Consider the following 17,815-nt stretch of genomic DNA (forward strand, 5'->3'; position numbering starts at 1 on the left):
TCAGGGATACGGTTAAAAGTGGAACACATCAAAAAATACTTTGGGACTTTCCCGGCTGTCGATGATGTCAGCTTTGAGGTGCGTCACGGGGAAGTGATGGCCATTATTGGGCCAAACGGCGCCGGGAAAACGACGGTTTTTAATGTTTTGAGCGGCCACATGAAACCCACGAGCGGGCATATCTATCTGGACAACGTCGATATCGCGGGACAAAAGCCGCATAAGGTCGCCCGTCTTGGAATTGGCCGGGCCTTTCAAACCACCAATATTTTCCCAAGCCTGACGGTCCTTGAAAACGTTCTGTCTGCCGTACATACGGCAAACCGCCACACCTATCGCGTGTGGGGGCTAAGTGAGCGATCTGTACGGAAGGAAGCGGAACAGTTGCTCTCCTTGGTGAATCTGACGGAACACCACGGATTTCCTGCAGGCGCCTTGTCCCACGGTGACCAACGGGCCCTGGAAATCGCCTTGGCCTTGGCCACTTCGCCGAAGGTTCTTCTGCTGGACGAGCCGACTGCCGGGATGTCGCCCTACGAAACCCAGCAAACCGTGGAATTGGTTCGGCGAATCGTCGCGGCCCAAGGACTGACGGTGGTATTATCCGAACATGACATGGAAGTGGTGTTCGGCCTGGCAGACCGAATCACCGTGATGGAAGCCGGTCGGGTTCTCGCCCGGGGTACACCCCAAGAAATCCGTGAGAACCCTGCTGTCCAGCGAGCTTATTTGGGAGAGTGACATCATGGCCGGTTCAGCGTCATCCGCACAGGATCAAACTGTTTTGCAAGTCGAGAATCTGCACGCTTATTACGGTCAGAGCCACATTCTGCACGGAGTCTCTCTGCAGGTTCATTCCGGGGAAGTGGTGGCGCTTCTGGGTCGCAACGGCGTCGGCAAAACCACGACCCTGCGGGCGATTGCGGGTTTAATTCCCCAGGTTCGAGGGCACATAAAGTTGGCGGAGCGGGAACTGACCCATTTGCCAGCCTACCAGATCGCCCGGCAGGGCGTGGTGTACGTGCCGAGCGGGCGGCGCTCCTTTGCCCAGCTGACCGTAAGAGAGTGCCTGCAGGTTGCCGTGGAAGGTCGGGGCCACCGAAAGAAAAAAGATGCTTCCGAGGCTTTTGACCGGGTATTTGAAATCTTCCCCGCTCTGAAAGAGCGGCTCCATGTCGCCGCCGGGGTCCTCTCCGGCGGCCAAAATCAGATGCTTAAGATGGCTTGTGCTTTTTTGGCGAATCCTATAATTTTATTGCTGGATGAACCCACGGAAGGCCTGGCGCCGCTTGTTGTCAAAGAGTTGCACAATCGGATCGCGGCGCTGGCACAAACGGGAGTTGGCATCTTGTTGGCCGAACAAAACTCCAAGTTCGCTTTTTCCCTCAGCGAGCGGGCCTATATCCTGAATAAGGGCGCGGTTCAATTGAGCGGAGACGTGACCGATTTATCCGACAGTGAAGAGGCACTGCTTTACTTGGGCGTGTAGGGTCATGGTACAGGACTGAAAGCTGAAGCCGAAAGGGTGTGTGCACCTATGCTGTCGTACTACCGAGATGATTTTTGGGCCACAACTTCAGCGCACCCGATGTCTTATGAGGAGATTGACCGCAAGTTTGTGTGGGATGTGCCGGAACGTTTCAACATTGGACAAGAAGTGTGCACCCGGCATGCGTCAAAAAGAGGCCAGCTGGCGCTGGTCTACGACCGGGGCGACGGTCACCACGAAAAATGGACATTCTGGGAGATGGAGCAAACGTCCAATCGCCTGGCCAATGCACTCCGCGGTTTGGGCGTGGATCGCGGAGATCGAGTCGCCGTGTTTTTGTCGCAATGCCCGGAGCTCCCCATCGCCCATATCGCGGCTTATAAACTCGGTGCCATCGTGGTGCCATTGTTCACGTTGTTCGGCCCCGAAGCTTTTGTCTATCGACTCAATGACAGCGAAGCCAAGGTGCTGATCACTGATCACGAACACGTCGGTGTGGTGATGGACCACCAGACCGAGATGCCCGGCCTGAAACGAATCATCGTCACAGACGGCCGGGTACCCGGGACAACATTTTGGGGGGACCTTCTGTCCGCCGCTTCCCCGGAATTCGACGTTTTCCCCACCCGGGCCGACGACCCGGCGATCATCATCTATACTTCGGGGACCACCGGGGCCCCGAAAGGCGCCCTGCACGCCCACCGCATGCTCTTGGGCCACCTGCCCGGCGTGAGTCTGTCCCACGATTTGATGCCCGCCCCGGGGGATTTTATTTGGACACCGGCAGACTGGGCGTGGATCGGGGGGATGTACGATGTCCTCTTTCCGGCCCTGTACTGGGGGGTCCCGGTTCTCGCCCGGCGCATGCCAAAGTTCGACCCGGAAGAGGCCTTCGCCCTGGTGGCCAAATGGGGAGTGAGAAATGTCTTTTTCCCTCCCACGGCCCTCAAAATGATGCGGGGAGTCACAAACCCCCGCGACCGCTGGAATCTCGACCTCCGCACCGTGGCCAGCGGCGGCGAGCCCCTCGGCGAGCAGACCATGGAGTGGGGCCGGGAAGCACTGGGCCTCACCATCAACGAATTCTACGGGCAAACGGAATGCAACCTCGTGTTGACCAATGCGGGCAAGCTCTATCCCCCAACGCCCAACTCCGCCGGGCGGCCTGTGCCCGGACACGTGGTGCGGATTATCGACGAAAATGGCACAGAAATTCCGCCGGGAGAAGTGGGGGAGATCGCAGTCCGCCGGCCGGATCCGGTGATGTTTCTCGAATATTGGAAACGCCCGGAGGCCACGGCCCGCAAGTTTGTAGGGGACTGGCTCCGAACCGGGGATCTGGGGTACAGAGATGAGAACGGAAATTTTATCTTCATCGGCCGGGACGACGATATTATTTCCTCGGCAGGTTATCGCATCGGGCCGGCGGAAATCGAGGAGGTCCTCGTCAAACACCCCTCCGTGCTGATGGCCGCCGTGGTGGGGACGCCGGACCCCGTCCGGGGCCAGGCCGTGAAGGCCTTCATCAAATTGTCCGGTCCCTCCCAGGCCGGCCCGGCCCTGGTCCGGGAGCTCCAAGATTGGGTCAAGACCCGTCTGGCTGCTTACGAATATCCGAGAGAGATCGAGTTCGTGGAGAGTTTCCCCATGACGCCTTCCGGAAAGATTCAGCGACAGGTCTTAAGAAAACAAGAAGAAGCAAAGAAGCGCCGATGATGCGGGCAGCGGCATAAACTTGCCCCAGGGGGCCGATGTTGTCGAAGGCCGCCCGCGCTCCCATGAGGGAGCGGGCGGCTTTTTCAGGCGAGAACTGAAATCATGTTCTCATCCTGAGGTGAGCTTTCGCTCAAATGTTTATGATACAATGGGAATGGCAGAGGCAGTTGCGTCATCGTGTAAGGTACGCGCTAACGATGAAAAGGGGACATGACGGTGAACGTGACCCGAGAGGAAATCCATCGCATAATTGATGAAATTCCGGAGAGCCAGTTGCCAACTGTTTTGAGGTACTTGAAGAGGTTCACGGATGCTTCCGACGACCCGGTGCAACGGGCACTCGCCAATGCGCCCCTCGACGATGAGCCTCAGACCGAGAAAGAGAAACGGGCGGTTCAAGAAGGCGAAGCGGACGTCCGCATGGGCAGGACGTTGTCCACCGATACGTTAAAGCGTCAGCTCGGGCTATGACTTATTCCGTGAATTGGTCTAGGCAAGCCTTACGCGATTTGCAGAAGCTGGACAAGTCTAACAAGAATCATCGCAACCGTCGAAACATTTGCGGAGACCGGGCGCGGAGATGTCAGGAGGCTCGGTAATGCCGAGGGTGAATATCGCCTGCGGGTCGGGAATTGGCGGGTTCGGTTCATCCTGAATCATAAGTCGCACCTCGTTGTAGTGATTCGAGTTTTACCCCGCAGTGGAGCTTATACACGTTGACCGTCCCGAACAACCATGTAGCTAGAAGGACTCATATTGTTGACAGCCGCCCGCTCCCTCATGCGGAGCGCGGGCGGCTTTTTCAGGTACCAAGCTTCTAATCGTGTCCGTTGCAGGGCAGACGGTTCACCGCTGATTCAACTCGCGATCCGCCCGGCGCTGGGTTCCCGCCGCCACCCGCAGCCCCAATAGCACCGCGGCACCGCCGATCCAGAAGGTTTGCCTCAAAGGCTCGGCAAGTATCCAGTGGCCGAGCAGGCCGCCCACCACGGGCTGCAGGGCAAGGAACAGGTTGGCCCGGGCCGCCGATGCCGCCTGCACCCCGGCATTCCACAAAAAGAAAGCCAGGGCTGTCGAAATCAGGCCGAGATACAAAACGCTGCCCAAAGCCGCTGGCGTGGTCAATATTCTCCAAAGGGAGGGCCAACCGACCGCCATTCCTTGCATGAAAGCAATCGGGGTGACCATCACCCACCCGGTGACCAGCGCCCCGGCCGTCAAAACGAGAGGATCGGATTCTGACGCCGGCAAACGAGACTCCGCCCGTTGGACCAACACCGACATTCCCGCCCAGGTGGCCGCTGCCACCACCAGGCAGCCCACTCCTGCCCAGAATAACACTGGAGACTCCGATGAAGCTACCGCCCCCGTCGCACCGGCTGAGCCACCGTCGGCCCGCGTAGCAGAGCCAAGGATCACATCTCCACCAACCACCAGCCCCACCCCGGCCAGGGCGATGATCACCGCCGTCCAAACCCGTCCCCCCACTTGCTCGCCGCTCCACCGGGCCATCAAAGCAGCAAAAACCGGGGAGGACGTTGTCACAAGTGCCCCGAGGTGGGCGGAAGTCCACGCCGTACCGAGAAACTGCGCCCCAATGGACGCTGCGTAGCCGACCGCGCCCACGGCCCCGTACCACAGCCAAGTCCGCCCATCCCGGGGCCAGGGCTGGTGCCGGACCTTGAGCACGAGAGCCAGCACGACCAAGGCTACCGCGTATCGCAACCACAGCAGTACAAAAGCGGGAATCACATCGAGCGCAACTTTACTGATCACGTACATGCCGCCCCAAATGGCGGCCGCCACCGACAAGTAGACATAACCTTTCATTCTCGTCCCCTCCCCGCCGGAAATCCGGGCGGGTCCCCGCCCGGTCTTACAACCCGAGCAGGGCAACTGGGACGTCTCGCTCAAAGGGCGGTTCCATCTCTCCCATCACCCCCATTGAGAAAAATCACACCTTTTCCATGGTACCACGGCCCGGCCAGGGAGTGCCACCGCGGCTCACACGCTCTCTTCCACCGCATCCCTCGAACGGCGCTGCGCCCCGCAGCCACGCTTCAGACAGGGTCTACCGCCTCCACCACCAGATCGAGCCGGACATAAGGAAAACCGAGGTGTTCCTGAAGATACGTTTTTAGGGCTCGCAGCAGGTGGGTGGCCTTGGCGGGCAGATCGGGGCCTATTCTGTAAACCACGTGGAGCGCGAGATGGAGGGGTTCGCGGTTGACATAAACCACCCCGCGTACCCGAAAGGAAGGGTGGCCCTCTTGAACGACGGCCCGGATGCCCTGTTCCACCGCACGCGGATGGATGAATACTCCACCATTGTGAAATAACGGGAAGACCACCGTCAGGTCCGGATCTGAGTCTGGGGACCGGCTGATCCGGACCTTGGCTCGGCCCAAATCGGCGATTCCGGTGCCCAACACCCGCTCTCCCAACTCCTGGATTAACCGTCGGCCGGCCCCACGAGAGAGCCTCGCCCCGACGGCGGGAATGGCGTGCATCCCTCGTTTCCGCCGGTCGCTGGCTTCAGTGAGATGTTGGACGCTGACCACGGACTCGATGGGAATCCATTCGATCTCCCCGCGGATGCCAAGTCGGCTGCAGATCAGGCGGATCATCTTTTCCGACGTCCCAAGCACCAGACAAGTCGATGGCTGGAGCTGCTTCAGCGCCTCGGCCACCTCCTTCCGGTGGAGATCGTCTGCAAAAATCGCCCGGCGCGCCGCCCCGAGCTTGGTGAACTCAAATTTTGCCGAAGCCCCGGCCAGAGGGCGGCCGCGCCGAATCAGCAGACCGTCGTCGATGATGCAATCGGCCCCCACTTCTGCAGCAATGCGGGCCGCATGATGGCTTTTCCCCGATCCGCTCGGCCCCACCAACCCGTACACTTTCATCAAATCCTTCCTTTCCCCGCCCATGATCTGTCCGCACAGGGATTTATCTGTATGATATCATCGAAGCAACACCCTTTTTTACCCTGTCATCTTATTTGGGAGTGGTACCATGCCCGAATCACCCTTCCTTTTTCCCGGCCGTGAACAAGAAGATTTTAAAAAATCCTTGCCCATGCGGATCGCCGACTACATTGTGGTCCAGATCTTCCAAGGCCAGTATAAGCCTGGGGAGAGGCTCAAAGAAGAAGAACTCGCCGCCATGTTTGAGACGAGCCGAGCTCCGGTGCGGGAAGCGCTGTATCTTTTACAGATCAACGGACTGGTGGAGCGCCTGCCCCGCCGGGGGGCGATCGTTCGCTCCTACGCGGAAAAGGAGGTCCGCGACCTCTATGAAGTCCGTCTGGCGTTGGAGAACCTGGCCATGGACAGGATTGCAGAACGCTGGCAGGAGGAATGGGAAGCTGAGTTTCACCCGATCCTTGAACGGATGGCCCAGGCGGCGGAAGCGGGGGATTCGAAAACCTACGCCCGCCATAACGCCGATTTTCACTGGTTGTTGATGCGACTTGCCGGCAGTGACATCCTGTGGAATTTGTACCGGCAAACCACGTATCCCCTCAACACCTTGACGCGGCTGTCCACTCGAACCAAGGAGGACCTGTTCCGATCGACCGGTGAACATCGGGCCATCGTAGAGGCAATGCGGGAGCACAATTTTCGCGAGGCAAAGGCTTTATTGAGCCAGAATGTGCAACACGGATTGGAACGAGTGCTTCGGGTGCGTTTCTAATCCTTCCAAACGGCCACAACCGGCAGAAAAACGATTCTCCCCCCGAAAGTCGTTTGACAATTTGAACGCTTGGTGTTAAGATGAAGGGATACGAAGGTGTGTTTGAGGTAAGTGCCAGCATGGACATTCGCATCACGTTCCACTATGAGAAGCCCGACACCATTGTGCTTAGGAATGTCGGACAGCATGATGACGCCTTGTCTAACCCTTGAAGATTAATGCGGTATAGGCCACCAGTTGACCCTAGGGTGAATAAAGTACCAAAGCGTGGCTGGTCTTGTGGTTATAATCCTGGCGAACGTTCGCCTCGTAAGTCCCGTACCGGTCCGCTTTGCGATACGCTTTCTTTTGATTGCTCGAAAGTTCTACACCGACCACCCCCGCCATAAAATGTGATGACCTCCGTATGGTTACAGACACGGCGATAAGTCTAAAATTCCGTTGTCAGAATCGATCTATTCTTGCATTGACGTCGGGCATTGGTTGTTTTATACTGGGTACAGAAATTGTCGACAATCGACAATTCGCGTTTGTCCCTATTCAAAAGGAGGTGAGAGAGATGAGGGTAACGGTTCGCCAGTTTGAGCCGGGGTCGGCAGTTTGGCTGCAGCTCACCGGGCCGGTGGCGGTTCTGACGATCAAGCGGCCCCACCGAAAGAATGCCCTCAACCGTTCGGCCTGGGCGACCCTCGGGGACTGGGTGCGACATTTGCCGGCCAAAACCCGCCTCCTGGTCATTCGCGGAGCCGGGGGAGATTTTTCGTCGGGCAGCGACCTCAAGGAGTTCGCCTCCCTCACGGAAGCGGAGGTGAACCAAGCCTTTGAGCTGATGGAAAATACCATTGCAGCGGTGGAATCGTTACCCATTCCGACTCTTGCGACCATCGATGGTGGAGCCTATGGGGCCGCCTTTGTGCTGACCCTCGCCTGCGATCTGCGGCTGGGGACATCCCGCGCCAAGCTCGGGATCCCCGTCGGCAAGCTCGGCATCACCCTGCAGCCGCCCTTTGTCCGCCGCATCCTGCGGGAACTTGGGCCATCTGCAGCAAAAGATCTGGTGTTCACCGGACGCATCCTCGATGCCGACATGGCCCGGGCCATGGGAATTCTGAACGACGTGGTTCCGCCCGAGCACCTGACAGACCACACGATCCGCATGGTGCGGACCATTCTTCGTCAATCCCGCGCTTCAGTACTGGCCATGAAAGAAAGTGTGCGAAAAGTCATCGCCGAAGCCCAGATGGAGGAAATGGAACAAGCAGAAAACCGCCGCGGCCGCAACTGGGTGTACGGGCCCGATTTTTTCCCGGCCGTTTCCGCCTTTGCCGCAAAACGGGCACACCGCTTTGAAAGGAGGCCAGACGCGGTCAAAACCTGCGCGGATACACCGAGGGGGGATGGATGATGACCGATTTAGCGGGTTTGACCATCGTCGACCTGACAAGAATCCTGAGCGGCCCGTTTTGCACGATGTATTTTGCCGACATGGGGGCCGAAGTGATTAAGGTCGAACCCCCCGGGGGAGACGACACGCGAAGGTGGGGCCCGCCCTTCGTGAAAGGGGAAAGTGCCTATTATCTCAGTGTCAACCGGAACAAGCGGAGTGTGGTGCTTGATATCAAAACGCCCCTCGGTAAGGAAGCGCTCAAAAGGCTGATTCGCCGGGCGGATGTCGTGGTGGAAAATTTCCGTCCCGGGACGCTGGAGCGGCTTGGATTTGGCTTCGAAGTCCTGAGGCGAATCAATCCCCGGATCATTCTCGCTTCGATTTCTGGATTCGGTCAAACCGGGCCGTACCGGGACGATCCGGGGTATGATCTCATCGCCCAGGGGATGGGCGGAATCATGAGCGCCACCGGGCAGCCGGGCGGGCCGCCCACCAAGGTGGGCTTTTCCGTCGCGGACATCGGCGCCGGGATGTGGGCGATCATTGGCATTCTGACAGCCTTGTTAAATCGGGAGAAGGTGGGGGCGCAATGGATCGACGTGTCCCTCCTCGATGCAGTGATTTCGTGGCAAACCTACGTGGCGGCGAATTTTTTCGCCACGGGAGAAGATCCGGCGCCCGTCGGCAACGTCCATCCGAATATTGCACCATACCAGAGTTTTTCCTCTAAAGACGGTTATTTTAATGTTGCTGTGGGGAACGATGAGATGTGGAGGAGATTTTGCGAGGCGATGGGGCACCCGGAATGGATGGAAGATCCGCGCTTCTGTACCAACTCCCGGCGGGTCCAGAACCGGCAAGAGCTGGTGGAGCTGCTGCAACCCTTGTTTCAATCGCGAACTACGGCGGAATGGGTCGGACTGTTTCGGAGTCGCCGAATCCCGGCAGGCCCGATTTATCGATTGTCCGAGCTCTACACCGACCCACAGCTTTTGGCGCGAAATATGATCCGAATGTTTCATCATAAAAAAATCGGTGAGTTTCGAACTATTGGCGTGCCGATCCATTTTCTGCATCAGAACCGGCAAGGGCGCGAGATCGCACCGCCGCCAGCTCTGGGGGAGCATTCCCGGGAGATCCTCGGAGGCTTGGGATTTTCAGAAAGAGAAATTGAACAGATGGTTGCCGAAAGCGCGAGAAAGTAAGGAGAGAGGGGGTTGTCATCGATGTCCCAAATCGCGGATGCCGCCCGCAGCACCCAAGTTCGGCGGGCGGCCATTGCCAGCACCATTGGCACGGCCATCGAGTGGTATGATTTTTTCCTCTACGGGACAGTGGCCGCTTTGGCCTTTCCTTATCTGTTTTTTCCAAAATCAGATGTATACGTCGGAACATTGCAATCATTTACCACCTATGCGTTGGGTTTCGCCGCGCGTCCCATCGGTGCGGCGATCTTCGGCCATTACGGGGATCGCCTCGGGCGGAAAGCGACGTTGATCATCACCTTGGGGCTGATGGGCGTGAGCAGCGCCATCATCGGGATCCTGCCGACCTACACGTCCATCGGCCTCTGGGCCCCCATCCTGCTCACGGTACTGCGGATGTTGCAGGGCATCGGGGTCGGCGGGGAATGGGGCGGGTCGGTGTTGCTGTCCATGGAGTGGGGCAACCAGCGGCGCCGGGGACTGATGGCGTCCTGGCCGCAGATGGGGGTGCCCTTGGGCCTGGTGCTCTCCTCCGGGACGGTGGCTCTGTTTATCGCCATTTCTGGCCCGGGATTTCTCACCTGGGGGTGGCGGATTCCCTTTTTGCTGAGTTTGGTGCTCGTGGCCATCGGTCTGTTTATCCGCCTGCGAGTCATGGAAACCCCGTATTTCCAGAAAGTCGTCGAGGAGCGGAAGGTCATTGCGGTTCCCGTCGTGGAAGTGATCCGGCGGCATCCCAAGGAGATTGTCCTTTCCGCCCTGATCCGCATGGCTGAACAGGCGCCTTTCTATATTTTTATCTCCTTTGTTCTGAGTTATGGGAAAACAACCCTGGGGTTTGGCGAGGGTTTTCTCACCCTGGCGACCACGACCGCGGGGATCTTGTCGTTGTTTACCATTCCCTTTTTCGGTCATTTGTCCGATGTGGTGGGGCGGAAAAATATGTATATGGCTGGTGCCGTGCTGGTGTTGTTGTACGCGTTCCCGTACTTTGGCCTGCTCGACACGAGAATCCCGGCGTTGGTCTTCTTGGCCATCATTGTGTCCATGATCCCCCACGACGCCCTGTATGGCCCCCAGGCGGCCTTTATCGCGGAACATTTTCCGACCAATCTGCGGTACAGCGGAGCCTCCATCGGCTATCAGTTGGCTTCGGTGGTGGCGGGCGGCCCGGCACCCCTCATCGCCACCTGGCTGCTCCACACATACGGAACTGGGTACTCGATCAGCGTGTACATCGTCGTCAATGCCGTCATCACCATCATCGCCACGGCCATGATGAGGGAACGGGCAAAGGTGGAGATTGATAAGGAGCTGCCGGTTTAAAAAAGCAGATCGCACTTGACCAGGGCTTGCACGGCTAACAGGCACGCAGACTTGTTTGTCCGCTGAGGTGCGGACAGGAAAATACCGTATCGCCCACGTCGGGCAAATTCGCCAGTTCCCGGAGAGTGAGGCAGAGCTGGTGTTCGGGGAGTGCAAGAAAATACCCCCAACCGGAAGGCCCGATTACGCAGGTGAATCGGCGATCTCGGTTCCTCCACGGCGAACTCCACATGACTGCCGGATGAATTGAGGTAGGAGGCCGGGCGGCGGGTGTATTCGCCCGCGCCCGGCTTTCCGATCTGTGCCGCCTGGGGGACCGCGCTCGGCCCGGAACCCGCGGTCGTCGACCCAGGCGATCCCTTCATGATCAGAGGTGAAACGCTCCATTTGGTCAGCAGTGGCCTCGGGGGGGAGTCCCCGAGAAACGGTTCACCTATCCGTTCTGTCCGGCTCGCCTCGGTGCAATAGGGAAGCGGATAGGCGAGCGGGCCGGAACGCGATTCAATCGCCCCGGCCCGCTCCGCCGATCGCGGCCGCTTGTCGGACCCCGTCGAGGACGGCCGCCGCCACCGTCTCGGCCGCCCACGCACCGACCAGATCCAGCGGTGCGGTCACGCCGCCGACGGCCAGAGCAAACAGCGCATCCCCGTCATACATGGTGTGGGCCGGTCGGATCACCCGGGCCAAGCCGTCATGAGCCATGGCCGCCACCTTCTTCGCCTGGACTTTGCTCATCCGGGCGTTGGTCACCACAACCCCGATGGTGGTGTTCGTCCCCGGCAGCAGGACCCCGAAACCCGGCCCTGTGCTCCACACCGCCAGTGTGTCCAAGGGCTTCCCGTCTTCCCCCAGGGGCCCGGCGAGAATCTCCCCGGTGGCGGGGTCCACAACGTGTCCCACGGCATTCACCGCCACCACCGCCGCAACGACGAGGCCCCCGGGCAATCGCACGGCAGCTGTCCCCAGCCCGCCGTCCATGGCGCGCAGGTGGCCCAGCGCCTTCCCCACCGTGGCGCCGGCTCCAGCCCCGACCCGCCCCCGTTCGGGGACCTCCCGGGCCGCCTCGCACGCCGCATAACCCATCACCGCATCCGGCCGGCGGGAACCGTCTCCCACGGCCAAATCAAACAGCACCGCACCGGGCACAATGGGGACCCGCCCCACCCCGACATCCAGGCCGTATCCCCGCTCCTCCAGGTAACGCATCACCCCGTCCGCCGCCGCCAAACCGAAGGCGCTGCCCCCGGCGAGAAGCACCCCGTGCACCTCCTGCACCAGATTCACCGGGTCGAGCAAATCCGTTTCCCGGGTGCCCGGCGCAGACCCGCGCACATCCACACCGGCAGCCGCCCCCTCCGGAGTGAGGATCACCGTACAGCCGGTCCTCGCCCTCAGATCGTGGGCGTGTCCGATCCGTACACCGGGCAGGGGAAACCATGCCGCCCGCTGCACCCCGTCCGACGTCGCTCCCGGACCGTCTCCGTTCTCCCTCACCTTCGTGTCACCCCCACACCGTTGATCTCCTCTCCGCCTGAAGGCGGGAGATTCCTTCCTGCCACCAGGAGCCTTGGTGCACCCCTTGGGTCGGTCATTTTGACCGACTCCCAGGCACTTAGACCGCGGAACAGGCGAACCGGGCCGGTCCGGCCCTTAAAATGTTCATCGCCCCCACCGTGTCAGCATGTGCCTAAAACCCACACCGTTCACACCGAAATGGGGATTGCGTCGGCCGATTCGCCGCGCTTTTGTGCCCGCACGCAGGCACCGGCCGACCTAGATCCGCGCCTTGGACGATCGCCGGTCCACCCGCTTCCAGGCCAGCACCACCGCCAGGGTCACGATCACCGAGACCACCGCTTCCGGCAGGCCGTTCAACACCGCCACCGACGCGGCCACCCCGAGGGACATGTAGTTTCTCACTACGGCCATGCCCAAAACCAACACCGTGTTGGTCGCGGAGCCCACAAAAGCGGCCACCCCCACCGCCAGCGGATCATTCCACCGACGCAGCCCCCGATAGACAAAATAGGCCGCCACACCGATGAACAACCTCGGCAGGATCGCCACCAACGGATCTTTGAACAGGGGCACCGTGGCATTCAAGAACGACGAAATCCCAAAAATCAATCCAATAATGCCGCCGACCACCCAGCCTTCCAAAATCCCCCCGATAATGGCCGGCACGTGCATAATGGTGGCGTGTCCGGCCGCGGTGGGCACCGGAATGAATCCCAACTGCGTCACACCCAGAAGCACCGCAATGGCCCCCAGAACGCCGCTGACCACGATTTGGCGGACCGTGAACACACTTTTCTGTTTCATGCCCATTACCTTCCTCTCGTGAAATGATGGAGCCTGCTACACGGGAAACCGGATCAACCACATGGCCGCACAGAAGGCGACCACCAAGACCGCCGCCGCCCCGTCCCGGGCCTGCATCCGATACTCGGTATAGGTGGTTCGCCGGGCGCCCGGAACATAGCCCCTGGCTTCCATGGCGGTGATGAGATCCTCGGCGCGGTGCATCGCACTTACAAACAATGGAATGATGACCGGAAACGTCTGTTTCGTGCGCCGAACCACCTGCCACCAGCGAAAATGCCCGAAATCCGCCCCCCGACTGGCCTGGGCTTTCATCAGTTTCTCCATTTCCATGGCAAATGTCGGGACAAAGCGCACGGTGATGGTCAGGATCAAGGTCACTTCATGAACGGGAAACCGAATCCGGGCCAGCGGCCGGAGCAGGGCCTCGGTGCCCCGGGCCAGATCGTTCACCGTGGTGGTCAGGGTGAGAACACTGACCAAACATAGGATTTCCAAAAATCGCATCACCGCCACCACGGCGATTTTGAGTCCGTCGGCGGTGACACTGAACCATCCCGCCTGCCAAAGCACCACCGTTCCTGGGCCCTTGCCCAAGAACAGCACCTGCAGAATGAACAGCACCACCACAAAAGGCAGGGCCGGACGCAATCCCGACAGGCCGTAGCCCACCGGCACCCGGGACACGATCAGAACCAGCAGACACGCCGCTGCCATGACGACATTTCCGGTGTACGTCGACGCAAATGCCGCCGTCAAAACCAGCATAGCGAAAAGGATGATTTTCACCCGGGGATCCAGGCGATGGACCACCGAATCTGCGGGAATATACTGTCCAATGGTGACATACCGGGTCAACTCAAAACTGCTCACCGCTCATCCCCCCACCTCGACGCCCGGTTCCGACAGCAACCGTCTGATTAACGCCTCGGCCACCGCATCGGGAGAGTAGCCCTCAGCCTCAACGGCAACACCCCGCTCCCGGAGACGGTGCACCACCTCGACGTGAGGAGGGACACCCACATTCCACCGCGCACAGCGCTGCGGGTCGTCAAACAGCTCATCCGGCGAACCGGACCACACCGCTGTCCCTCCCTCCATAAGGATGACCTGGTCGGCGAACCGGGCCACCTCGGTCAAATTGTGGGTGATGAACACCAGGGTCACCCCATCCTCCCGGTTCAACCGCAGCAAATGCTCGAGCAGTTCGTCCCGGGAACGTGGGTCGAGGCCCGCCGTGGGTTCGTCGAGCACAAGCACTTCCGGGCGCAGGGCCAAGACCCCGGCGATGGCCACTTTCCGCCGCTGGCCGCCGCTCAGGGCATATACCGGCCGATCTTTCCATTCAAAAGGAATCCCCACCATCTCCATGGCCCGGCGAACCCGCTCTCTGACCTCATCGATGGCCAGTCCCAGCTGCCAGGGCCCGAACGCCACATCATCCCCGATCAGCCGCTCGAACAGTTGGTCTTCGGCATGTTGAAACACCAGGCCCACCCGGGTGCGGAGGATTTTCCAATCCCGCCGCGGGTCGGCGTATCCGGATACATCCACCGTCAGGTGCCCTTCTTGGACGGGGATTAGACCGTTAAAATGCTGCACCAAGGTGGATTTTCCGGATCCGGTGTGTCCAACCAGGGCGGTGACGCCACCCCGGGGGATCGAGAGGGTCACGTCCCGAAGTGCCCGGTGTTCCAAGGGCGTCTTTTTCATGTAGACATAGCCGAGGCCCCGGGCGGCGATGATCGGGTCAGCCGATTTGCCGGGGCGCTCGTCCGCCCGGTGTCCAGCCCCCCGGTTCCTCCCGTCCTCCGTCCCTGGGCCCGCCCCGTCCGCCGCACCCCGGTCCATCCCGGCGTCTGGTCCTCGGTCCATCCCGGCTCCCGCACTCCGGTCCGCACCGCCCCCCGACGGCACATCCGATCGGGGCGTGGTCGGCCGGCCCTCGGGGAAGCCGGCTGCGTGGAGGATGGAGGGTCCGGATCGGAAAGATCGCCCTTCACCGGGTAGATCCCATTGGCGGATAGCGGTGCTGCCGGACTTCACCCGCCGCTCCACCTCCCGGACGAGTTCCTCGGTTCGAATGCACATCGGAAACCCCGGGAGCACCTCGGCGATCCGGCGGGACACGGCGGCCGCCGCCGGCACGTCCAAGTGGAGCGCGGCCAAAACCTCCTGACGCCGACCGAACACTTCCTCCGGAAGCCCCTGCATCACCACCCGGCCCTCGTGGATCACGACGATGCGGTCGGCCAAGGCCGCCTCTTCCATGTGGTGGGTGACGGCCACCACCGTCACTCCCGCCGCCCGAAGCTCGCGAACGGCCGCCATGACCTCCTCCCGGCCGGGGGTATCCAGCATGCTGGTGGCTTCATCCAGAACGATGCACGCCGGGCGCATGGCAAGGACCCCGGCGATGGCCACCCGCTGTTTTTGCCCCCCGGACAGGTGATGCGGGGAGCGGTGCCGGTATTCCCACATTCCCACCCGGCGCAGGGCGTCCTCGACCCGCCGACGCATCTCCTCCCGGGGAAGAGCGAGATTCTCCAGACCGAAAGCCACATCCTCTTCCACCGTCGCGGCGATGATCTGATTGTCCGGGTGTTGAAAGACCATGCCCACCATGCGGCGGATCTGTCCAATATTCCGATGGTCCGAGGTATCCAGCCCCGCCACCCGCACGGCGCCCCTCCGGGGTACCAACAGGCCGTTCAGGTGCTTGGCAAGCGTCGATTTTCCCGACCCGTTATGGCCGAGGATCGCGACGAATTCCCCGGGGAACACCTCAAGGGAGGCTCCGCGCAGGACCAGACCGTCCGTGTCCGCGGTATCCGTCTCGGGCTGGATTTCCGCGGGCTGCCGGCGGCCCGGCTGTCGATCGGTCGACTGACGATCTTCGCCGCCCGTCGTCAATCCGGCACCCTCCCCCGGTTCGGCACCGTCCGGGGAACCCACCGCCTTCGGTCGATCCTCCCGGTCGGCGTAGGAAAAATATACGTCTTCCACGCGAATCAACGGTTCGTTCACGATTCCCCCGCCCCTGATCCGGCCAGGAAGCGCCGTGCCGCTTCGGCGTACATCCTGGCCGTGATCACAAGTTCCTCCACGTCGACATACTCGTCCACCTGATGGGGCAGCGTCCGGCTGCCGGCTCCGGTGGTGACCACGGGAATCCCCGCCCAGGCGTGCAGAAATGTCCCGTCCGTGGCCCCGGGCACGCCGTTGTAGACCGGTTCCCGTCCCGTCACCGCCCGGTACGCCTCCGCCACGGCGCGCACCACGGGGTCCCCGGGGTCGGTCTCGGTGCACGGCCGATCATCAAGCACCTGGAAGGAAGCCGAAAAATCCGGATCCCCTTCCGGCCGTTTCACACGTCCGCCGGGATGTCGACGATGCTCTCCTGCTCCAGCCGCAGCCGGCTCTTTGCAATCCAGTCCAGCACCTCGCCCCACTGGGCAAAACCGGGGTCGTCCCGCATTGCGAGAGCTTTCTCCACATACTTGTCGTCGGCGCGAACCGCCCGTTCCCTGTGGGCCTCCAGGGTCGGAATATCCATCATGATTGGCTGCAGCCGCGGGAAAAACTGGGTCTTGAGAAACTGGAAGATCCTGATCCCGCCAAGGTCCACGTCGCCCCAGTGGCCTACCGGAAGCTCGGGGGACTGCCGGGCCACTGCGGCAGCCAATTTCTTCAGAAACAACTGCAAGGTGTGGTGGGGAAACCCGCCGGTGTACACCACCAGCTCGGAACGGCCGACCCGCTCCTGCACCCACTGGTGATAGCTGGTGAGATTTTCGATGGTCACGATCCGTTGGGCCCCCACCGCCTCCACCTCCATCTTCTGAACGGTGGCGGCGGACAAACCCACCCCGCCGACAAAACCGGCCGTCTCCAGCCGACGGTCCCCAAGGACCAACGTCAGCGGCCCGTTCAGCCAGACGCTGCTGGGATTCTCGACAACCCCCACGCTGTCGAGATACGCTTCCTCCGTCTCCATCTCGAACTCGCCCCAGGCGCGGAGTAGGCCCACAAGCCGCCGCTCGACGCGCCGCTCGAAATGTTTGCTGTCCCGGAACAGCGCTTGACTGAACTGCCGCTTCGGAACCCCCGTCTCGTCCAGGCCGGGCAGCGCCTGTAGCACCCGCACCAGATCAGCATACCCCTCCGGATCGTCCAGCGCCAGACCGGGATTTTGCCGTTTCGCCAGCCGGTCGTCCGTCTCCCGCCAGAACCGGCGCACCCATTCCCACGGGTGGGACTGAAGCGGCCGCAAAATCTCCCGCAGCCGCTTCAGCTTCGCCAGCTTCGGCTCCCGCCCCGCCAGGCGGTAGGCATCGTCCAGACCGTCCCACTCCAAGTAGACCTTGGCCAGCAGCTCCCCTTCCCGGAACCGATCCCATACGAGGGACACGACCCCTTGCCGCTCCAGGTCTAGGAGCACCTCGTTCATCCAGTCCCGCTTGCGGAAATCCATCTCGTCGCTGTACTCCGCCCAAAACGGGCTCTCCTTCATCGCGAACTGGGGCCGCAGCCCCGACGCCCCGCCGCTTTGAAAGGACCGGCTGCGCTCGTACTTGTCCAGCAGATAGGAAAGCAGCCGCTTCTGAAAGCGGGTTTTGAACGGCTGTTCGTGATCCAGCGGCCCCATGCCCTCACCTCACCTGCACCCGTTTGCCT

Annotated in this window: 17 protein-coding genes and 1 pseudogene; 9 read left to right on the forward strand and 9 right to left on the reverse strand. The window is 61.0% G+C overall.

Features of this window, described 5'->3' with window-relative positions; translation table 11 throughout:
- Positions 1-18: 18 nt before the first annotated feature.
- The 5 genes from CVV65_RS14960 to CVV65_RS17485 all read left to right on the forward strand — a co-directional run bounded on the left by CVV65_RS14960 (position 19) and on the right by CVV65_RS17485 (position 3,925).
- Complete coding sequence (locus CVV65_RS14960; protein WP_198592054.1) at positions 19-741, forward strand: ABC transporter ATP-binding protein; 723 nt, start codon at positions 19-21, stop codon at positions 739-741.
- Positions 742-745: 4 nt separating this feature from the next.
- Positions 746-1,489, forward strand: a complete 744-nt coding sequence (locus CVV65_RS14965) for an ABC transporter ATP-binding protein (RefSeq protein WP_100668821.1) — start codon at positions 746-748, stop codon at positions 1,487-1,489.
- A gap of 48 nt (positions 1,490-1,537) precedes the next feature.
- The gene (locus CVV65_RS14970) at positions 1,538-3,205 is read left to right on the forward strand and encodes an acyl-CoA synthetase (protein WP_100668822.1); all 1,668 of its coding nucleotides are present in this window, start codon (positions 1,538-1,540) and stop codon (positions 3,203-3,205) included.
- Between the two features lie 216 nt (positions 3,206-3,421).
- Positions 3,422-3,676: a hypothetical protein gene (locus tag CVV65_RS14975; RefSeq protein WP_100668823.1), complete on the forward strand. Its 255-nt coding sequence runs from the start codon at positions 3,422-3,424 to the stop codon at positions 3,674-3,676.
- Positions 3,677-3,745: 69 nt separating this feature from the next.
- Positions 3,746-3,925, forward strand: a complete 180-nt coding sequence (locus CVV65_RS17485; RefSeq protein ID WP_407928408.1) for a type II toxin-antitoxin system RelE family toxin — start codon at positions 3,746-3,748, stop codon at positions 3,923-3,925.
- 126 nt (positions 3,926-4,051) lie between these two features.
- On the opposite strand, the gene CVV65_RS14985 is transcribed toward CVV65_RS17485, so the two are convergent.
- Both CVV65_RS14985 and CVV65_RS14990 read right to left on the reverse strand, forming a co-directional pair.
- Positions 4,052-5,035 (reverse strand): DMT family transporter, encoded by a 984-nt coding sequence (locus CVV65_RS14985; RefSeq protein ID WP_100668824.1) that lies wholly within the window; start codon positions 5,033-5,035, stop codon positions 4,052-4,054.
- Positions 5,036-5,265: 230 nt separating this feature from the next.
- Positions 5,266-6,108, reverse strand: coding sequence for a P-loop NTPase family protein (locus CVV65_RS14990; RefSeq protein WP_100668825.1), 843 nt, complete (start codon positions 6,106-6,108; stop codon positions 5,266-5,268).
- A gap of 109 nt (positions 6,109-6,217) precedes the next feature.
- Between CVV65_RS14990 and CVV65_RS14995 the strand changes: the two genes are divergently transcribed.
- Positions 6,218-6,898 (forward strand): GntR family transcriptional regulator, encoded by a 681-nt coding sequence (locus CVV65_RS14995; RefSeq protein WP_100668826.1) that lies wholly within the window; start codon positions 6,218-6,220, stop codon positions 6,896-6,898.
- 243 nt (positions 6,899-7,141) lie between these two features.
- On the opposite strand, the gene CVV65_RS16820 is transcribed toward CVV65_RS14995, so the two are convergent.
- A complete protein-coding gene (locus CVV65_RS16820; protein WP_157935550.1) occupies positions 7,142-7,285 on the reverse strand; it encodes a hypothetical protein in 144 nt (47 codons plus the stop codon).
- Positions 7,286-7,457: 172 nt separating this feature from the next.
- On the opposite strand from CVV65_RS16820, the gene CVV65_RS15005 reads away from it, so the two are divergent.
- Genes CVV65_RS15005 through CVV65_RS15015 form a run of 3 tightly spaced genes read left to right on the forward strand, consistent with a single transcriptional unit; the run spans position 7,458 to position 10,816 of the window.
- Positions 7,458-8,303: an enoyl-CoA hydratase/isomerase family protein gene (locus tag CVV65_RS15005; protein WP_157935551.1), complete on the forward strand. Its 846-nt coding sequence runs from the start codon at positions 7,458-7,460 to the stop codon at positions 8,301-8,303.
- On the forward strand, positions 8,303-9,490 hold the full coding sequence (locus CVV65_RS15010) for a CaiB/BaiF CoA transferase family protein (protein ID WP_100668828.1): 1,188 nt from the start codon (positions 8,303-8,305) through the stop codon (positions 9,488-9,490). Before CVV65_RS15005 ends, CVV65_RS15010 begins: the two co-directional genes overlap by 1 nt.
- Before the next feature lie 21 nt (positions 9,491-9,511).
- On the forward strand, positions 9,512-10,816 hold the full coding sequence (locus CVV65_RS15015; protein ID WP_100668829.1) for an MFS transporter: 1,305 nt from the start codon (positions 9,512-9,514) through the stop codon (positions 10,814-10,816).
- Between the two features lie 501 nt (positions 10,817-11,317).
- Here the strand turns inward: CVV65_RS15015 and CVV65_RS15020 are convergent.
- From CVV65_RS15020 to CVV65_RS15055, 6 genes and pseudogenes are all read right to left on the reverse strand, one after another.
- The gene (locus tag CVV65_RS15020) at positions 11,318-12,310 is read right to left on the reverse strand and encodes a P1 family peptidase (protein ID WP_198592055.1); all 993 of its coding nucleotides are present in this window, start codon (positions 12,308-12,310) and stop codon (positions 11,318-11,320) included.
- 279 nt (positions 12,311-12,589) lie between these two features.
- The gene (locus CVV65_RS15030; protein ID WP_100668830.1) at positions 12,590-13,144 is read right to left on the reverse strand and encodes an ECF transporter S component; all 555 of its coding nucleotides are present in this window, start codon (positions 13,142-13,144) and stop codon (positions 12,590-12,592) included.
- Between the two features lie 30 nt (positions 13,145-13,174).
- Positions 13,175-14,011 carry an energy-coupling factor transporter transmembrane component T family protein gene (locus CVV65_RS15035; RefSeq protein WP_100668831.1) on the reverse strand — a complete coding sequence of 279 codons (837 nt, stop codon included), beginning with the start codon at positions 14,009-14,011 and terminating at the stop codon, positions 13,175-13,177.
- Positions 14,012-14,014: 3 nt separating this feature from the next.
- The gene (locus CVV65_RS17225; RefSeq protein ID WP_232796643.1) at positions 14,015-16,165 is read right to left on the reverse strand and encodes an energy-coupling factor transporter ATPase; all 2,151 of its coding nucleotides are present in this window, start codon (positions 16,163-16,165) and stop codon (positions 14,015-14,017) included.
- A pseudogene (locus tag CVV65_RS15050) lies at positions 16,162-16,596 on the reverse strand (M20/M25/M40 family metallo-hydrolase); the annotation flags it as partial. The gene CVV65_RS17225 and the pseudogene CVV65_RS15050, both read right to left, overlap by 4 nt.
- Positions 16,506-17,786: a Wadjet anti-phage system protein JetD domain-containing protein gene (locus CVV65_RS15055; RefSeq protein WP_100668832.1), complete on the reverse strand. Its 1,281-nt coding sequence runs from the start codon at positions 17,784-17,786 to the stop codon at positions 16,506-16,508. The gene CVV65_RS15055 and the pseudogene CVV65_RS15050, both read right to left, overlap by 91 nt.
- Positions 17,787-17,815 lie beyond the last annotated feature (29 nt).

This window comes from Kyrpidia spormannii (genome assembly GCF_002804065.1).
Lineage (GTDB): Bacteria > Bacillota > Bacilli > Kyrpidiales > Kyrpidiaceae > Kyrpidia > Kyrpidia spormannii.